Source organism: Nonomuraea sp. CX421 (genome assembly GCF_059358955.1).
On record NZ_JCADBK010000013.1, the window covers coordinates 157228 to 175241 of the forward strand.

An 18014-nucleotide genomic window follows, 5' to 3' on the forward strand; every position below is an offset into this window, starting at 1 on the left:
GATGGACGCACGGGAGTCATGCGCCGAACGCCCCCTGGAACACGCGGACCGAGATCCACGAGGTCAGTCTGGAGGGCGTGTCAATCGGATGGGGCCGTCCTGACGGTCGTGATCAGCTCCTCCACCTGGGAGTTCAGCCGGGCTCCCCGGGCCCAGCCGGCGTAGTGGGTCAGGAAGACCACGACCTCGCGCAACTCGCTCTCGGTGAGCGCGCCGGTGCGCAGGCCGGCGTCGAGCTGGATCCCCACGCCGTCGTCCATCCCCTGGCCGACGAGCAGGCCCAGCAGGAGGAGACGGCGTTCCTTGACGGAGAGCACGTCGCGGGACCACACGTCGGCGAACCGGTGTTCGGTCGTCAACCCGAAGGAGTCCACGGTCTCCAGCGGAGGTTCGGTCATGGCACGCTCCGGGTTGTGGGGGATGCTCACATCTTTCGCTACTTCCCGGGTTGAGCCAATGGGGGTTGCGCGAACGTTGTACGCCGGGTCAGGCGATTAACACAATGTTCACATATGGGCAAAAACCGGGAAACGGCCATCCAGAAGACTCGGCGTGGCTGAGAGAAATCCCGAAAGGACCCCGGTTGTGAGCTACAAGGCTGAGTACATCTGGATCGACGGCACCGAGCCCACCGCACTGCTGCGCTCGAAGACGAGGATCCTGGCCGATGGGGCCGAGCCGCCGGTCTGGGGTTTCGACGGATCCAGCACCAACCAGGCCGAGGGCCACGCGTCGGACCGAGTGCTCCGCCCGGTTTTCACCTGCCCCGACCCGATCCGCGGCGGTGCGAGCCTGCTCGTCCTCTGTGAGGTTGAGGAGATCGACGGCGCGCCGCACGCGAGCAATACCCGTGCCTCCCTGCGCGGAGTCGCCGAGCAGTTCGCCGACCAGGAGTCGTGGTTCGGCATCGAGCAGGAATACACCTTCTTCAAGGGCAGCCGTCCGCTCGGCTTCCCCGACGGCGGCTTCCCCGCCCCGCAGGGCCCCTACTACTGCGGCGTGGGCGCGGACGCCATCTTCGGCCGCGAGATCGTCGAGCTGCACCTCGACCGCTGCCTCGCCGCCGGCCTGGCGGTCTCCGGCATCAACGCCGAGGTCATGCCGGGGCAATGGGAGTTCCAGATCGGCCCGGCCGGTCCGCTGGAGGTCGCCGACCACATGTGGATCGCCCGCTGGCTGCTCTACCGGACCGCCGAGGAGTTCGGCGTGGAGGCCACGCTCGACGCCAAGCCCGCCCGTGGCGACTGGAACGGCGCCGGCGCGCACACCAACTTCTCGACCAAGGCCATGCGCGAGGGCTACGACGCCATCATCACCGCGTGCGAGGCGCTCGGCGAGGGTGACAAGCCCATGGAGCACGTCTCCCAGTACGGTGTCGGCATCGAGAGCCGGCTGACCGGCGCCCACGAGACCGCCCCGTGGAACAAGTACTCCTACGGCGTGTCCGACCGCGGCGCCTCCGTCCGCATCCCGTGGCAGGTCGAGGTGGACAAGAAGGGCTACATCGAGGACCGTCGCCCCAACGCCAACGTCGACCCGTACGTGGTCACCCGCCTGCTGGTCAACACCTGCTGCGCCGCCCTGGAGAAGGCCGGGCAGGTCTGACCCGAAAAGGACCGGACAGGAGGAACGCGGGCACCCCCGATGCGGGGCCCGCGTTCCTCCTTTCCGGTCAGGCCAGCCGTGCCCGGTAGACCCGGCGGGCCTCGTCCATCACCGCCAGGTAGCCGGCGCCGGCCCGGTCCTTGACCAGCTCCTCCAGCAGCTCCAGCCAGCGCAGGCAGAACGTGACGTCCTCCTCCCTGGCCACCCGCCGGTGCTGGACGTCGAGGTAGACCGGGCTGGTGTGCGCGAGCACCTGCCCGCCTCCCTCGGCGACCGCCACCACGTACGTCGGCCAGACGACCGTCAGGCCGGCGCTGAGCTCGCCGGGCCCGCCCGAGGCCAGCTCGCCGTCGGCGGTGAGCAGCCGCACCGTCTCCACCCGGGGGCCGATCACCCGGGCGCAGGCCCGCACCCGGTCGCCGGGAGTCAGGTCGATCGTGGTGCCCGGCCCCTGTCCGTCGACCGACAGCTCCAGGAACGGGCCTGTCGTCGCGAACGTGCGGCCCCGGCGCACCGCGTCGGCGTAGGACTCGGCGGTCAGCGGGCCGGCCACCTGGGCGTAGGTGCGTTCGCGGCCGATGGGGCCGAGCCGGTGAGCGGTGCCGGCGACGGCGGCGATCCGGTTGCCCGCGCCGATCAGCCGCCGGTAGGCGCGCGCCGAGCCGATCGCGGAGGAGAAGCTGTCGACCAGTCCGAGGGCCGCGTCGACCACCGACAGGCGCGCGTCGAACCCCGGGTCGCCGGCGCCGACGAGCTGCTCGGGTGTCTCCACCGGCCCGCGGAAGGCGTTGGCGTAGCCGATGAGCAGTTGCTTGTCGCGGAGCGCGCGGCCGGGCGGCGAACCTCCGTCGAGGCCCAGCGCCTGGTGGGCCAGACCGACCCGGGCCACGTGCGTGTCGTCGGACCAGGGCAGGTCGCGGCCCTGCCACTGCCCGGCCGCCTCGCCGTCGCCGGGCAGCAGGTTGACGACGTGCAGGTCTTCGCCCAGCTGTGAGGCGGCGACCCACGGGGACGGCCGGTTGAGGTGGACGTGCAGGTCGCCGCCGTACCAGCCGCGCGCGGCGGCGTCGTAGATGCGCTGGGGAGCCAGCTCGACGAGCGTCTCCCCGGCGCCGGGCACGAGCGTGGTCTCGGCGTGACCGTACTCCATGCCCCTGGCCGCCCTGACCCGCAGTGGCTCGGCGGGCACGTCGAGGACGATGTCGTCGCCATGGAAGTAGGGCAGGCCGTCGTGATCGCGCGCCGGAGAGGTGTCGCGCGGGAAGTATCCCTGCCCGTCGGCGCTCCAGACGCTCCAGCGGCAGGGGAAGCCGGCCCGCAGCCGGAGCGTCCGAGTCGTGGTGAGTAACTCCAGATTGTCACGCATTGGCTTCTCCCCGTAATCGAAAGGCGCCTCATCGTGACACGGTCGTCACTCTCCGGGAAGACCCATGTTTTCGGGCGGTGTGGCTTTCTTCCCTCCTGGGTGGAAAAGATCTAGAGCCGGAAATCCAGGTCCGGGGTGATGTCCACCACGTCCATCTGGGCCTTCTGGAGCCGGCCTGAATGATCCCAGTTCATCGCCTGCCAGCGGGTGAACTGGTCGAGCACCCACATGCCCGACTGCCGGCTGCCGTTGCCCGACTTGCCGTTGCCGCCGAACGGCAGGTGCGCCTCGGCCCCGGAGGTGGAGTTGTTGACGCTGACCATCCCGGCCGAGACACCCTCGCGGAAGCGGAAGGCGTGTTTGGGGTCGGTCGTGTAGATGGAGCTGGAGAGCCCGTAACCGGGGAGGTTGGCCAGCTCGACGGCCTCGTCGAAGGTCTGGAAGCCGGTCACGCCGACGATCGGCCCGAACGTCTCCTCCAGGAACAGCCGGTCGGTGGCCCGCACGCCGTCGACCACGACCGGGTGGTAGTAGAGCCCCCCGTCGCCGGTGAAGTCGCCGCGCGGGTTGTCGGGCGTGATCCTGCCGACCTCTCCCGGCACAACCCGGTGGTGGGGCTGGATCCAGGTCAGGTACTCCTCGTAGCGGTCGGCGAACTTCTGGTCGAGCAGCGGCCCGGCCAGCACGTCCTGCGTGGGGTCGCCGATCCTGGCCTCGCGCACGGCGCGGCCGAACCGCTCGACGAACTCCGCGTGCACGCTCTCGTGCGCGATGACCGTGCCGAGGCTGGTGCAGCGCTGGCCGGCGGTGCCGAACCCGGCGAACAGCGCCCCCTCGACGGCGAGGTCGAGGTCGGCGTCCGGCATGATCACCATCGGGTTCTTGCCGCCCAGCTCCAGGCAGGCCGACTGCAGGTGACGCCCGGTAAGCTCGCCGACGCGCCGGCCCACCTCACTCGACCCGGTGAACCCGACCTTGTGCACCGTGCCCTCACCGAGCGCCCGCTCCAGCCCCTCGAACGTCTGGTCGCCGTCGGCAAACACGATGTTGAGCACCCCGTCGGGCAGCCCGGCCGCCACGAACAACTGGTACATGGCGTGGGCGGAGGCGGCGGCGTACTCGGCCGGCTTCCACACCACGGCGTTGCCGCACAGCAGTGCCGGTACGAGATACCAGGACGGCACCGCGACCGGGAAGTTGCCCGCCGTGATGACCGCGGCGACCCCCACCGGGGTGCGGAAGGTGAACAGGTTCTTGTCCGGCATCTCCGACGGCACCGTCTGCCCATAGAGGCGACGCCCCTCGCCGAGGAAGAAGTCGCACGTGTCGACGATCTCCCGCACCTCGCCCAGCGCCTCGGCGTACGGCTTGCCGATCTCCTCGGTGACCAGCTTGGCCAGGCTCTCGGCGTTGGCCTCGACCAGCCGGCCGATCGACGCGATCACCCGCCCGCGGACCGGCGGCGGCACCTTGGCCCACTCCCGCTGCGCCTCCTTGGCCGTACGGCAGGCGTCGGCGAAGGCGCCGGCGTCGGCCAGCCCGACGTCGGCGACCACCTGGCCGGTGCGCGCGGGGTTGGTGGACTGGTAGGCGCCGGCGCTGGGCACGTCCTTACCGCCCACGACGGAGACAATCTGACGGGTCACCGGGGTCCTCCTCGTAGTTACTCCGGACAGACAATCATCTCGCCGCAAAATACCCAAGACGCCACGATGTCAGCCCCGACGGTCGAGTCCGAGCGCGTCGGCCGGCTCCCGGCTCCCTGCTCCGGGCGGTGCCCTCGAATTGCTTACGGTGTAAGCTATTGTTTCGCCGACAACTCCTTACATCCTAAGGAATTAGATGATCTCCACGACCACGGCCAGGCTGCACGATGGCGCCACTATCGAGATCGAGGTGCACGGCGACGGCCCCGCCTTGCTGCTGCCGGTCGATCCCCGGCCGGTCGAAGGGCCTCAGGCGGACGAGATGCGCCGGTGGGGGGCAGACCCCGCCCTCGGCCGCTCGCTCATCGACGGGCTCCGCGACGCCTTCCGGGTCGTCGCGTTCGACTACGAGAAACACGTCCTGGCCGCGCCCAAGCCCGGCACGCTGACCCCCGCCTACATCGCCGCCGACCTGCTCGCCGTCGCCGACGCCGCCGGGGCCGACCGGTTCGCCTACTACGGCTACTCATGGCTGGCCCTCAGCGGCCTCCAGCTGGCGATCCGCACCGACCGGCTGTCGGCCCTGGTCATGGGCGGCTATCCGCCGCTCGACGGGCCGTACGCGGAGATGCTGGCCGTCACCCTGGCCGCCCACGCGATGTCCACCGCCCCTGAGACCGCCCCCGACCCCGAAAGCGGCACCAAAGCGACCCCCGAGACCGGCCGAGAGATCGGCCCAGAGACCGGCCCAGAGACCGGCGCGAGCGCCGGCGACCAGACGGCCTCCGGCGAGCCTGACTGGTCGACCGTCGAGGTGGCGACCACGCCCGACCAGACGCAGCAGTTCGTCACGCTGTACGAGGCGCTGCGCGGGTTCGACGACCGGGCCGCGCAGCCGGCGGTCCGCTGCCCGCGCTTGTGCTTCGCCGGCTCCGCCGACCAGATCGTCTACGACGAGCGCTGGGGTGGCGTGACCGTGGATCTTGGCGGCCCGCTCGTCCGCCGGCGCGCCGAGCTGGAAGCCCTCGGCTGGGAGGTGCGGGTGCTGGACGGGCTGGACCACATGACCGGCATGCAGGCCGCCGCCGTGCTGCCGGTCATCCGGCCCTGGCTCGCCGCGGCCGTTCAGGTGTAGTAGCCCTCGACGGGGACGCGGCCCTGCTCCGGCAACGCCGGGCCGTCCAGGCGCACGCCGGGCGCGGTAGCGGGCGGCTTGAGGGCCGTGAGCTGCTCGGTGGACAACGCGTACACCACGCGGCCGAGGAAGGACCGCTCGATGGCGCCCATGCACATGCCGCACGGCTGGCAGCTGGTGTACATGGTGGTGCCGGCGGCGGTCGGCGGATCCAGCTCGCGGCCCGCCCACCGGGCCAGCTTCAGCTCGGGGTGGGCGGTGATGTCGCTCTCGGTGACGCTGGTGTTGCGATCTTCGGCCAGTACGTCACCGTCGGGGCCGACCAGCAACGAGCCGAAGGGCGGGTTGCCGCCCGCCCGCGCCTCGTTGGCCAGCTCGATGGCCCTGAGCAGGAAGCGTTCGTCGTCGGGCGTCATGGTCTCTCCATCGGCAGGTGGGCGCGTACGGTGGCGAGGGCCTGCCAGGCCACCTCGGGGTGCAGCGTCTCGTCCGGGTCACCGGCGAACGGGTCGAGCACCACGGTCTCGGCGCCGAGCAGGCGCAGTTGCCCGAGGTCGTCGACGACCTGCTCGATGGTGCCCTCGCCGGCGAGCCGGTCGTCACCGGTGATGGGCGTCTCGGTGAGCCGCAGCATGATCCTGGGCACCAGCTCGGGCACCGGCCGCCCCAGCTCGTCGGCGACGGCCTTCATCCGGGCCACCGCCGCCCGCAGCCGGGACAGCGGGAGCCGCAGCGGGTGCCACGCGTCGCCGAGCCGCACCGCCCGGCGCACGCCGGCGTCGCTGTTGCCGCCCACCCAGAGCGGGATCCGCCCCGCCCGGTAGTCGGCGTCGTCGGCCCAGGCGTCGCGCATCGCCCGCAGGTGCTCGTCGGTCAGCGCCCCGCGCCGCTCGAACGGCACCCCCAGCGCCTCGAACTCCTGCCGCGCCCAGCCGACGCCCACGCCGAGGACGAGCCGCCCCCCACTGAGCTGGTTGAGGTTGGCGGCCATGCGGGCGACCAGCAGCGGGTGCCGGTAGGGGACGATGAGCACCGTGGTCCCGAGCCGGATCCGGCCGGTGACGCCGGCCAGCCAGGACAGCGTGGTGAACGGCTCGTAGAACGGCGCCGGATACTGCTCGGCCACGTCGGGCGTCACGGCGATGTGATCCGACACCATGAGCAGGTCGTAGCCGAGGCCCTCCACCGTGCGCGCCCACTGACGCAGCACGCCGGGGTCGGTCCCTGGTCCGAAATTGGGAACGTTCACTCCTAGTCGCACCGATTCAGGCTATCGACCCGATCATCGGCGCTGGAAGAGAACTATCCCCGGGTACGTCATGATTCGCCGTGGATATCCCGGTAGCTTGGCCGGATGGCCGCTAATCTCGATCCGACCGACTGGGCGATCCTGGCCGAGCTGCAGCGAGAGGGCCGCCTGCCGCTCACCGAGCTCGGCCGCCGGGTCAACCTCAGCCCTTCGGCGGCGACCGAGCGCGTGCGGCGCCTGGAGACGGCCGGCGTCATCACCGGCTACCGGGCCGACGTCGACCTGGCCAAGGTGGGCCTCACCGTGCTCGCCGTGGTCCGTCTCAAGTACCCCGGCAGCAGTCACCAGCCGCTCCACCGGCTGCTCGCCGAGCGCTCGGAGATCCTGGAGTGCCTGCGCACCACCGGCGACGACTGCTACACCCTGAAGGTGGCCGCCACCTCCCTCACCCACCTCGAACGGATCATCGACGAGCTGGCCGAGTTCGGCAGCACCACCACCAACGTCGTCTACAGCCAGACCCTGGCCTACCGGGGCCCCGGAAGCTCCTGACATCGAGGGCACCGGCCGGGGGCGCGAAAACCGTGAGACGCTCGCCGGTCGTCGCTGAGCGCCTCCAGCACACGGGCGAACGGGGCGATCAGCCCGCCGGCGGCATCAGGACGCGATCCCGGGTCAGCCGGTGGTGATCCCGGCTCAACCGGTGGCCCTGCCGGGATCGTCCATGGCCGAGGGGCGGTCGATCCGCACGTCGGCCGCCATCACCCCGCCGGGCTCCTTGTCGGGGCGCAGGCCGCGCCAGGAGGGATGACGGAGCCGCCCGTCGGCGGTCACCTCGGCGTAGCGCACCTCACCCACCAGACGCGGCTCCACCCAGTGCGCGTCGCGGGCGTACTCGCGGGGGACCGGCTCGGTGAACGGCGAGTCCGGCCGTTCCAGCGGCGCCAGCCGTTCCCGCAGGTCGGCCAGCATGGCGTCGGTGAAGCCGGTGCCGACGTGCCCCACGTACAGCAGCCGGCCCGCCGGGTCGTGCGCGCCCAGCAGCAGCGAGCCGATCCGGCCGCCCCGCCGACCCGTCCCCGGTTTCCAGCCGCCGATGACGACCTCCCGGTGGGAGACGTTCTTCACCTTCGTCCACTCCGGGCTGCGCCGCCCGGGCCGGTAGGGGGAGGTGCGCCGCTTGACGACCACGCCCTCCAGGCCCAGCTCGCGGCTGGCCGCCAGCGCCGCGCGCGAGCCGCCGCGGAAGGCCACCGGCGTCTGCCACCGGAAGCCGGGCGTGACCAGCCGTTCGAGCAGCTCGCGCCGCTCGTCGTAGGGCAGCCGTACGACGCTGCGATCGTCGACGTGCAACACATCGAAGATCATGTACGTGACGGGTACGGCCCTGACCAGCTGGGCCACCTTGAGCGGGTTGCGCTGCTGCATCCGGGGCGCCAGCGTGCCGAAGCTGGGCCGCCCGGCGTCGTCGAAGGCGATGATCTCGCCGTCGAGCACCACGTCGTGACCGCCGACGGCCCCGGCCATCGGATACAGCTCCGGATAGGACGCTGTCATGTCCCTGCCGGTGCGCGACACCAGCCGCAACGCCCCCGCCTCGACGTAGGCCAGGGCTCGCACTCCGTCCCACTTCATCTCGGTGCTCCACGCGTCGTCCTGCGCGGCCGGCGGCAGGGAGCCGAGCTGGGCGAGCATCGGGTGGTAGGTGGGCAGGCGCCCCATGCAGGTGGGCCTTCCCCGCCCCTTCCGCGCCTACGGTGAAGGCCGGGGCAAGTCCCGGTAATGCCGGTGGGAGCGCTCAGCCGGTGCTGAAGTCGGCGAAGTCGAAGCCCGGCGACACGACGCAGCTCACCAGCACGGCCTCGTCCCCGGCCGGCCGGGCCGACTGCCGGACGCCGCCGGGCACCACGGCCTGCGGCACCTGTCCCGCCTCGACCAGTGGCCCCAGCACGACCGTCTCGTCACCGACGGTAAGCGACAACGGCCCGCCCCGGTGCCACAGCCACACCTCGTCCGACCGGACCCGGTGCGGGATCGACTCCTCGCCCGGCTGGAGCAGGAAGTAGATGCCCGTGGCGCTGGCCCTCGGGCCCGGGTAGCCGCCGGGCCGCACCTCGACCGGGGACCTCCAGGTCTCCCTGAACCAGCCGCCCTCCGGGTGCGGCAGCAGGTCCAGGGCCCGTGCGATCGGCGGGCGTTCGGCGAACCCGACGGGCGCGCCGGTCACGTCTCGGCGCAGGAAGCGGGTGCCGTCGAGCACCAGCTGCCCGTCCAGGCCGCTGGCCAGCGCCTCGGCCTCGTCGGCCACCTCGACGGCGGGGCCGTCCGGATAGATCGTCAACTCCACGCCGGCGAGTCTACGACCGACCCGCGCCCCCGCCTCGACCCCCGCGTGTCGTGGGCCGTCTGGTGGGCGGAGAACGAGGAGGGAGGGATCATCTGGAATAGGTACGAATTGTCGGTCGTCCTGGCTAGTGTGCGGCGAGTGTTCAAACGGTGGAGCCGTGATCAGGTGCTCGCTCTCGCCCCTGACGCGTCGTCACAGAAGGCGGCTCAGCGCGTGGCGGGCCCGGGCTCGTGGCCGGCGTGCGGCGCGGCCGGCGACGTGGTGTTCGGCGAGTGCAAGGGCAGCGGCGCCAAGCCCTACCTGGCCTGCGTCGACCTGAGCGAGCCCGCGTTCCGGTGCAGTTGCCCCAGCAGGAAGTTCCCGTGCAAGCACGCGCTCGGGCTGCTGCTCCTGTGGTCGGCGGGGGCCGTGCCCGACGCCGAGCCACCGGCCTGGGCGGCCGAGTGGCTCGCCCAGCGTGCCGAGCGCGCCGCCAGCGAGGTCGCCGCCGACGAGGGTGGCGCCAGGGCGCGCGCCGCCGGTACGGAGTCCGCGCGGCACGCGCGCGTGACGGCGGGGCTGGCGGAGCTGGAGCGGTGGCTGGCCGACCAGACGCGCCAGGGGCTGGCCGGAGCGGGTGAGCGCGACTGGGACGAGCTGGCCAAGCGGCTGGTCGACGCCCAGGCGTCCGGCGTCGCGAGCGCCGTGTCGCGGCTGGTCCAGGTGCGCGCGGAGGACGACTGGCCGGGGCGGCTGTTGGAGGAATACGCCCTGGTCAACCTGCTGGCCGTGGCCTATCGGCGCCGCGCCGAGCTGCCGGAGGCCCTGGTCGCGACCGTGCTGACCCGCGTCGGCTTCCCGGTGACGCGCGAGGACGTGCTGGCCGGTCCCGTGGTGCGCGACCGCTGGGACGTGCTGGGCCGGCGCGACGAGGAGCAGGACCGCCTGACGGCCCGCCGCGTGTGGCTGCGCGGCCGTGGCACGGGCCAGGCCGCCCTGGTGCTGTCCTTCGCTCCCCAGGGGCAGGCGCTGGACGCCTCCCTGGTCACGGGCGTCACGATCGACGCCGACCTGGCCTTCTATCCCAGCGCCGCGCCGCTACGCGCGCTGGTCGCCGCCCGCCACGTCCCCGCTTCCCGCGGAGGACCTGCGCCGGGGATCGCGTCCGGTGAGGGGACGCCGCCGGGGATGACGCCCGGCCAGGCGATGGACGAGGTCGCGGCGGCGCTGGCCGCCGACCCGTGGACCTCGTCCTGGCCGGTCGTGCTGGCCGGCGTGGTGCCCGATCGGACGGCGCTCGGCGGCTTCCCACTGCACCCGGAAGAGCGCGACCCGTGGCGGCTGCTCGCCGTCGCCGGTGGCCATCCGGTCACGGTCGCGGCCGAGTGGACTCCGCGCGGCCTGCGCCCCCTGACCGTCTGGGACGACGAGGGAATGGCGGTGATCCTGTGAGCGACTCCGTGAGCTGGGACACGCTGACGTCCACGGCCCTGGTCGGCACCGCCCGCAGGCCGTACCAGGGGAGCCTGCTGGAGGACGCGGCCGTGGAGGTCGCGCGGCGGCGCGCCGGTCGCGGGCCGGTCAGCGCGCCGGCCACCGGGCGTCGAGCCGAGGACGGTGGGCACGAGCCGGTCGCCGAGGCCGAGGACCGCACGCAGGTACATCCCGGGGACGCGCCCGAGCGGGGCCGGACCGAGGACTGCGGGCGGGCGCCCGAAGAGGAGCAGGCGGCGGTCGGGCGGGCGGCGGCCGAACGGCTGGCGACGATCATGGCCGGCCGGCATGAGCGGCTGTTGCCCGAATGGCTGGCCGAGGCGGCGCGCGGCGGGCGGCGGGTGCCGCCGTTCGTGCTGCCCGAACTGCTCGACCGGGGCAGGCGCGACCGGTCGATCCGGGCGCACCTGGGCGTGCTCGCCGGGCAGCGCGGCCGGTGGCTGGCCGGACGCAACCCGGCCTGGGCCTACCTACTGGAGGAGCCGACCGGCGAGACCTGGGAGCTGGGCGGCACCGCCGACCGCCGTGCCCACCTGCGCCGGCTCCGCGTGTCCGACCCGAAGGCGGCCAGAGAGCTGCTGGAGGGCACCTGGGAGCAGGAGACTCCCCAGGACCGGATGGAGTTCGTCGGCGTGCTGGCCGCCGGGCTGTCCATGGACGACGAGCCGTTCCTGGAGCACGCCCTCGACGACCGCCGGCTTGAGGTGCGCCAGCAGGCCGCCAACCTGCTGACCCGCCTGCCCGGCTCGGCCCTGGCCGGGCGGATGGCCGCCCGCGCCCGCGACTGCGTCACCATCACCGGCGCCACGATCACCGTCGACGCGCCCAAGGCGTGCGACAGGGCGATGGAGCGCGACGGCATCCGGCCCAAGCCGCCTCGCGGCACCGGCGAGCGGGCCTGGTGGCTGCAGCAGGTCATCGCCCGCGCCCCGCTGGCCATCTGGGAGCTACCGCCGGACACGCTGCTCGCGATGCGCATCCCCGAATGGGACGCCGAGATGAAGGCCGGCTGGATGCGGGCCGCGGTGCTGCAGCGCGACCCGGAGTGGGCGCGGGCGATGTTCGCCTGGGACCCGATCGCCGACCTGCTTGAGGCACTCGGTCCCGAGGAGCAGCAGCGGCTCGCCGCCGACTTCGTGAAGAGGCACGACCTGGACAGTCAGTTGATCATGGTGCTGGGCGGGGTCTCCCCGCACTGGCGGGAGGGACTGGCCACGGCCGTGCTGCGCAAGATCCTCAAGGTGGCCGGCACCCAGCCGTGGAACCTCGGCGAGCTGGTCAGGCTGGCGGGCGAGCGCATCGACCCCGGCCTGGCCGACCTGGCGGGGAGCTACTCGCCGGAGCCGCCCATCCAGGAGGTCGCCGCCCTGCTGCGGTTCCGCGCGGACATGATCAAGGAGCTCACGTGAGCGAGGGAACGATGACGACCAGCACCACGGCCACGGGGCCGGCGAAGGAGGCCTCATGACCGTCCTGCGGCCACACGCGGAAGACCAGTACGCCGAGGAGCTGTCCCTCCTCGCCAAGGACGACGACCGGCCGAGGCCGCCGGGCTGGCGGCTGTCGCCGTGGGCGGTGACCACCTACCTGCTGGGCGACGGCGACCGGATCACGCCGAAGTACGTGGGCGCCCGCCGCATCGTCGAGGTGGCCGTCGCCACCCTGGCCACCGACCGGGCGCTGCTGCTGCTCGGCGTGCCCGGAACGGCCAAGACCTGGCTGTCGGAGCACCTGGCCGCGGCGGTCAGCGGCGACTCCACGCTGCTCGTGCAGGGCACGGCCGGCACCGCGGAGGAGGCCATCCGCTACGGCTGGAACTACGCGAGACTGCTGGCCGAGGGCCCGTCGATCGAGGCGCTGACCCCGTCGCCGGTGATGCGGGCGATGGCCGAGGGCCGCGTCGCTCGCGTCGAGGAGCTGACCCGGATGCCGTCCGACGTGCAGGACGCGCTGATCACCGTGCTGTCGGAGAAGACACTGCCGATCCCGGAGCTCAACCGGGAGGTCCAGGCCGAGCGCGGCTTCAACGTGATCGCGACCGCCAACGACCGCGACCGCGGCGTCAACGAGCTGTCCAGCGCGCTGCGCCGCCGCTTCAACACGGTCGTCCTGCCTGTCCCCGCCACGGCCGAGGAGGAGGTGGACATCGTCTCGCGGCGGGTCACCCAGCTCGGCCGCTCGCTGGAACTGCCCGAGACCAGCACCGGCCTGGCCGAGATCCGCCGCGTGGTGACCGTCTTCCGCGAGCTGCGCGCCGGGGTCACCGAGGACGGCCGCACCAAGGTCAAGTCACCGAGCGGCACCCTGTCCACGGCTGAGGCGATCTCCGTGCTGACCAGCGGCATCGCGCTGGCCGCGCACTTCGGCGACGGCGTGCTGCGCCCGGCCGACGTGGCCGCCGGGATCGTCGGCGCGGTGGTGCAGGAGCCGGTGTCCGACCGGGTGGTCTGGCGCGAGTATCTGGAGACCGTCGTGCGCGAGCGTTCCGACTGGCGCGACTTCTACCGGGCCTGCCGAGAGGTGTCGTGAGCGTCTCGGTCCTCGGCGTACGCCACCATGGCCCGGGATCGGCCCGGGCCGTGCGCGACGAGCTCCAGCGGCTCCGGCCCGACGTGATCCTGATCGAGGGCCCGCCGGAGGCCGACGCGCTCGTGGAGCTGGCGCCCGAGCTGGAGCCCCCGGTGGCGCTGCTGGCGCATGTCCCCGGCAGGCCCTCCGGCGCCGCCTACTGGCCGTTCGCGACCTTCTCCCCGGAATGGCAGGCCATCCTGTACGCCACGGCGCACGGGATCCCGGTGCGCTTCTGCGACCTGCCCGCGGCCTGCACGCTGGCCGAAGATCCCGCGGACGACCCGCCGGCCGAGGCCGCCGAGCTGCGCGTCGACCCCATCGGCGCGCTCGCCCGCGCCGCCGGCCACGATGACCCCGAACGATGGTGGGAGGACGTCGTCGAGCACCGCGGCGACACCCCGTTCGAGGTGATCGCCGAGGCGATGGCCGCCGTCCGAGAGGGGTACGAGCCGGACGAGCGGGAGACCCGGCGCGAGGCGTACATGCGCAGGACACTGCGCGCCACCGCCAAGGCGGGCTTCGAGCGGATCGCGGTGGTCTGCGGCGCTTGGCACGTGCCCGCCCTGGTCGAGCCGCTCCCGCCGGCCAAGGCCGACGACGCGGTCCTGCGCGGCCTGCCCAAGGTCAAACCCGAGCTGACCTGGGTGCCGTGGACGCACGGCCGGCTGGCCTGGTGGAGCGGCTACGGCGCGGGCGTCGGCTCGCCCGGCTGGTACGACCACCTGTTCGGCGCCCCCGACCGGCCGGTGGAGCGCTGGCTGGCCCGCGCGGCCGCGGTCCTGCGCGACGAGGGGCTCGCCGTGTCGCCGGCGCACGTCATCGAGTCCGTACGGCTCGCGCAGGGCCTCGCGACGCTGCGCGGCCGCCCGCTGGCCGGGCTGGGCGAGGTCACCGAGGCGGCCCGGGCGGTGCTGTGCGAGGGCGACGACCTGGCGGTCGAGCTGATCCAGCGTCGCCTGGTCGTCGGCGACCGGCTCGGCCACGTCAGCGACCGGACGCCCATGGTGCCGCTCCAGCGCGACCTGCGCGACCGGCAGCGGCGGCTCAGGCTCCGGCCCGAGGCGCTGGACCGCGAGCTGAACCTCGACCTGCGCAAACCGCTCGACCTCGACCGCAGCCATCTGCTGCACCGGCTGCGGCTGCTCGGCGTCGCATGGGGCACGCCGGGGGAGTCGCGCGGCAAGGGCACCTTCAAGGAGACCTGGACCCTTCGCTGGCGCCCCGAGTACGACCTGGCGCTCATCGAGTGCGCCGCGCTGGGCGTCACGGTCGCCGGGGCCGCCGCGCAGCGCGCCCGCGACCTGGCCGCCGGCGAGCCGGCCACGCTGGCCGACCTGACCGCGCTGGTGGAGCGGTGCCTGCTGGCCGAGCTACCCGAGGCGCTGCCCGCCGTGCTGGCCGCCCTGTCGGCCAAGGCGGCGCTCGACGCCGACGTCGGCCACCTGATGGCGGCGCTGCCCGCGATGGTCCGCGCGCACCGCTACGGCGACGTGCGCGGCACCCCGGCCGAGGGGCTCGCGGTGATCGTCCACTCGATGCTCGACCGGGTGTGCGTCGGGCTGCCCGTCGCGGTGACCGGCCTCGACGACGACGCGGCGGCCGCCCTGCTCGGCCACGTCGACGGCGTCCACGCGGCCGTCGCCCTGCTCGACGACTCACCCGCCGAGCCTGCCGAGCCCGCCGGACCTGCCGGACCTGCCGGACCTGCCGAGCCCGCCGAGCCCGCCGAGCCTGCCGAGCCTGCCGAGCCTGCCGAGCCTGCCGGGGCCGCCGGCCCGAGGCGGCGGTGGCTGGCCACGTTGCACGGCCTGAGCGACCGGCCCGACCTGCACGGGCTGATCGAGGGCAGGCTGACCCGCGTCCTGCTCGACGCCGGGGAGCTCGCCGACGCGGGCGACCGGATGTCGCGGGCGATGTCCCGCGGCCACGCCCCGGCCAGGGCGGCCGCGTGGATCGAGGGGTTCCTGTCGGGCGGCGGGCTGCTGCTGGTGCACGACCAGCGGCTGCTGAGCCTGGTCGACGGGTGGCTGACGGGTCTCGGCGGTGACCAGTTCGTGGAGGTGCTGCCGCTGCTGCGGCGTACGTTCGGCGGCTTCGCCGTACCTGAGCGGAGGGCTGTGGGGGAGCGGGTCCGGTCGGCGGGGCGGCGGGCCGAGGCCGACGAGACCGATCTGGACGAGCGGCGCGCGGCGGGCGCGGAGCGGACCGTGCTGGCGATTTTGGGGAGAGCGCATGGATGAGCGGTTGCGGAGGTGGCGGCTGGTGCTGGGCGGCGGCGAGGCCGACGGCACGGGCTGCGCGCTGCAGGGCGGCGACACCGCGATGGACGGCGCCCTCGCCGCGCTCTACGGCGGCCAGGAAGGTCAGGGCGGTCAGGGCGGCCGCTCGGGAGGCAGGGAGGGCGGCCTGGGCGCGTCGGCACCGCGCGTGGCGCGGTGGCTGGGCGACATCCGGACCTACTTCCCGTCCACCGTCGTCCAGGTCATGCAGAAGGATGCGATCGAACGGCTCGACCTGTCCAGGCTGCTGCTCGAACCCGAGATGCTCGAAGCCGTCGAGCCCGACGTGCACCTGGTCGGCACGCTGCTCGCGCTCAACCGGGTGATGCCCGACCAGGCCCGTGAGTCGGCCCGGGCGGTCGTGGCCACGGTCGTGCGGCGGCTCGAACGACGGCTCGCCCAGAAGACCAGGGCGGCCGTCACCGGCGCGCTCGACCGCAGCGCCAGGACCCACCGGCCCAAACGCGTGGCCGACATCGACTGGGATCGGACGATCAGGGCCAATCTCAGGAACTACCTGCCGGAGAAGAACACCGTCGTGCCGTCGCGGCTCGTCGGCTACGCGCGCAGGCAGCGGGCGGTGCAGCGCGAGGTCGTGCTGTGCGTCGACCAGAGCGGCTCGATGGCCGCGTCCGTGGTCTATTCGAGCGTGTTCGGCGCGGTGCTCGCCTCGATGCGGTCGCTCCGGACGTCGCTGGTGGTGTTCGACACGGCCGTGGTCGACCTCACCGACCAGCTGCACGACCCGGTGGAGGTGCTGTTCGGCACCCAGCTCGGCGGTGGCACCGACATCAACCGCGCCCTCGCCTACAGCCAGGGGCTCATCACCCGTCCCACCGAGTCGATCTTCATTCTGATCAGCGACCTGTACGAGGGCGGCATCCGGCAGGAGATGCTGCGCCGGGTGGCCGCCATGACGCAGGCCGGCGTCCAGGTGATCGTGCTGCTGGCCCTCTCCGACGAGGGTGCGCCGTTCTACGACCACGACAACGCCGCCGCGCTCGCCGCCATGGGTGTGCCCGCGTTCGCGTGCACGCCCGACGCCTTCCCCGATCTGATGGCGGCGGCGATCGAACGGCGCTCGATCACGCGCTGGGCCGAGCGGCAGGGCGCGCTCGGTGCCCCACCGGGCGGGGAGCCAGGCACGACAGGCTGAGCGTGCCGGCGGCGACGCGGTGGTTCGCGTAGGCTCCGGCCTGCTTCTTCCGCCGCGTCGAGATCCGGATGTCCCGGCCCGCACGTTTTGCCCAGTCCCCGCGGGCAGGCACACTGGAGGGGATCGCCGGATGAGGGGGGCACATGCCGCGTGTGCGGAAGCTGGAGGTGTTCCGCGTCGTCCTGCCGCATGGCAGGCGCACGGACAGCCTGCTCGTGAAGCTCACCGACCAGGGCGGCATGACGGGGTGGGGTGAGACGGTGAGCCCCGCGCCCAAAGCCTGGTCCAGGTTGGAGGAGTCGCTGGCCGCCCTGCTCATCGGCGTCGACTGGGAGCATCCCGACAGCGTCGCGAGCGGTGACTCCGCCGTCGACATGGCCTGCTGGGACCTGTGGACCAGGATGCGCGGCGTGCCGCTGGCCGACGCGATCGGCGGCACCCGCACCTCGCTGATGGCCACCGTCCGGCTCAGCCCCGACGCCTCGCTCGAGAGCCTGGTGACCCGGGTCAACCAGCAGGTCTGCGCCGGCTACGGCCACGTGACGCTCGACATCAGGCCCGGCTGGGACATCGAGCCGGTCCGCGCGGTCCGCGCCGCCTATCCCGCGCTGACCCTCGCCGTCGACTGCGGCGGCGCCTACACCGACCGGGGCCAGCTCGTGGCGCTCGACTCCTACGGCCTGGAGGTCATCGAGCGGCCCTTCCCGGTGGCCGACGTCTACGCGCACGCCTCGCTCCAGGACGAGGTCGCCGCCTCGGTGGCCGTGGAGGTCTGCGCCACGGCCGACCTCGACGACTATCTGACGCTGCGGGCGGCCAGGGTGCTGCTCCTGCGGCCCACCGGCTTCCCGTCGATCAGCGAGGCCCGCCGCGCCCACGACCGCGCCGTGGCGGCCGGCTGGGACATCCAGTGCTCGGGCGGTCAGGGCGCGGGCCTGGCCAGGGCGGCGACGGTCGCGGTCGCCAGCCTTCCCGGCTGCACGCTGCCCTGCGACGTCACCCAGCCGCCGCGCAACAACCAGATCGTCACCCCCATCGTGGGCGCCAACGCCGGGGTCATCGCGGTCCCGCTCACCCAGCCCGGTCTCGGCCACTCGGTCGACGAGTCCCGTGTCCGCCGCCTGGCCAGGGACGTCTTCACCTCGTGAACCGGGTGGCGGGCCCGTTCCCGGTGGCAGGGTCCAGGT

General features: G+C 73.1%; 16 protein-coding genes. 9 read left to right on the top strand and 7 right to left on the bottom strand.

The window, feature by feature from the left end:
* Window positions 1-80: 80 nt before the first annotated feature.
* Window positions 81-398, bottom strand: coding sequence for a carboxymuconolactone decarboxylase family protein (locus AC5L3X_RS23580; RefSeq protein ID WP_189126418.1), 318 nt, complete (start codon window positions 396-398; stop codon window positions 81-83).
* A gap of 187 nt (window positions 399-585) precedes the next feature.
* Between AC5L3X_RS23580 and glnII the strand changes: the two genes are divergently transcribed.
* Window positions 586-1605, top strand: coding sequence for a glutamine synthetase (gene glnII, locus AC5L3X_RS23585; protein ID WP_494859632.1), 1020 nt, complete (start codon window positions 586-588; stop codon window positions 1603-1605).
* A 67-nt stretch (window positions 1606-1672) separates the two neighbouring features.
* Here glnII and AC5L3X_RS23590 read toward each other — a convergent pair whose 3' ends face one another.
* Together AC5L3X_RS23590 and AC5L3X_RS23595 are read right to left on the bottom strand one after the other, a co-directional pair.
* Window positions 1673-2971, bottom strand: a complete 1299-nt coding sequence (locus tag AC5L3X_RS23590) for a CehA/McbA family metallohydrolase (protein ID WP_494859634.1) — start codon at window positions 2969-2971, stop codon at window positions 1673-1675.
* A gap of 110 nt (window positions 2972-3081) precedes the next feature.
* Entirely contained in the window at window positions 3082-4617 is a 1536-nt protein-coding gene (locus tag AC5L3X_RS23595; protein WP_494859636.1) for an aldehyde dehydrogenase family protein, read from the bottom strand.
* 196 nt (window positions 4618-4813) lie between these two features.
* Here AC5L3X_RS23595 and AC5L3X_RS23600 point away from each other — a divergent pair, with 196 nt between their 5' ends.
* A complete protein-coding gene (locus AC5L3X_RS23600; RefSeq protein WP_494859637.1) occupies window positions 4814-5752 on the top strand; it encodes an alpha/beta fold hydrolase in 939 nt (312 codons plus the stop codon).
* On the opposite strand, the gene AC5L3X_RS23605 is transcribed toward AC5L3X_RS23600, so the two are convergent.
* Together AC5L3X_RS23605 and AC5L3X_RS23610 are read right to left on the bottom strand one after the other, a co-directional pair.
* Window positions 5743-6168 carry a nucleoside deaminase gene (locus tag AC5L3X_RS23605; RefSeq protein ID WP_494859639.1) on the bottom strand — a complete coding sequence of 142 codons (426 nt, stop codon included), beginning with the start codon at window positions 6166-6168 and terminating at the stop codon, window positions 5743-5745. The two genes, AC5L3X_RS23600 and AC5L3X_RS23605, sit on opposite strands and share 10 nt — an antisense overlap.
* Window positions 6165-7013, bottom strand: a complete 849-nt coding sequence (locus tag AC5L3X_RS23610) for an LLM class flavin-dependent oxidoreductase (RefSeq protein WP_494859640.1) — start codon at window positions 7011-7013, stop codon at window positions 6165-6167. Before AC5L3X_RS23610 ends, AC5L3X_RS23605 begins: the two co-directional genes overlap by 4 nt.
* 93 nt (window positions 7014-7106) lie before the next feature.
* Between AC5L3X_RS23610 and AC5L3X_RS23615 the strand changes: the two genes are divergently transcribed.
* Window positions 7107-7553, top strand: coding sequence for an Lrp/AsnC family transcriptional regulator (locus AC5L3X_RS23615; protein WP_494859641.1), 447 nt, complete (start codon window positions 7107-7109; stop codon window positions 7551-7553).
* A gap of 144 nt (window positions 7554-7697) precedes the next feature.
* Here the strand turns inward: AC5L3X_RS23615 and ligD are convergent, their stop codons facing one another.
* Together ligD and AC5L3X_RS23625 are read right to left on the bottom strand one after the other, a co-directional pair.
* On the bottom strand, window positions 7698-8723 hold the full coding sequence (gene ligD, locus AC5L3X_RS23620; protein WP_494859643.1) for a non-homologous end-joining DNA ligase: 1026 nt from the start codon (window positions 8721-8723) through the stop codon (window positions 7698-7700).
* Window positions 8724-8799: 76 nt separating this feature from the next.
* Window positions 8800-9348, bottom strand: a complete 549-nt coding sequence (locus tag AC5L3X_RS23625; protein ID WP_494859644.1) for a cupin domain-containing protein — start codon at window positions 9346-9348, stop codon at window positions 8800-8802.
* A gap of 138 nt (window positions 9349-9486) precedes the next feature.
* Between AC5L3X_RS23625 and AC5L3X_RS23630 the strand changes: the two genes are divergently transcribed.
* From AC5L3X_RS23630 to AC5L3X_RS23655, 6 genes are all read left to right on the top strand, one after another.
* Complete coding sequence (locus AC5L3X_RS23630; protein ID WP_494859645.1) at window positions 9487-10779, top strand: SWIM zinc finger family protein; 1293 nt, start codon at window positions 9487-9489, stop codon at window positions 10777-10779.
* Window positions 10776-12230: a DUF5691 domain-containing protein gene (locus AC5L3X_RS23635; RefSeq protein ID WP_494859646.1), complete on the top strand. Its 1455-nt coding sequence runs from the start codon at window positions 10776-10778 to the stop codon at window positions 12228-12230. Before AC5L3X_RS23630 ends, AC5L3X_RS23635 begins: the two co-directional genes overlap by 4 nt.
* Window positions 12231-12285: 55 nt before the next feature.
* Complete coding sequence (locus AC5L3X_RS23640; protein WP_189128848.1) at window positions 12286-13350, top strand: ATP-binding protein; 1065 nt, start codon at window positions 12286-12288, stop codon at window positions 13348-13350.
* Window positions 13347-15632, top strand: coding sequence for a DUF5682 family protein (locus AC5L3X_RS23645; protein ID WP_494859648.1), 2286 nt, complete (start codon window positions 13347-13349; stop codon window positions 15630-15632). The genes AC5L3X_RS23640 and AC5L3X_RS23645 overlap by 4 nt, the downstream gene beginning before the upstream one ends.
* Window positions 15625-16827 carry a VWA domain-containing protein gene (locus tag AC5L3X_RS23650; protein WP_494859649.1) on the top strand — a complete coding sequence of 401 codons (1203 nt, stop codon included), beginning with the start codon at window positions 15625-15627 and terminating at the stop codon, window positions 16825-16827. Before AC5L3X_RS23645 ends, AC5L3X_RS23650 begins: the two co-directional genes overlap by 8 nt.
* Before the next feature lie 143 nt (window positions 16828-16970).
* A complete protein-coding gene (locus AC5L3X_RS23655) occupies window positions 16971-17975 on the top strand; it encodes an enolase C-terminal domain-like protein (RefSeq protein ID WP_494859650.1) in 1005 nt (334 codons plus the stop codon).
* Window positions 17976-18014 lie beyond the last annotated feature (39 nt).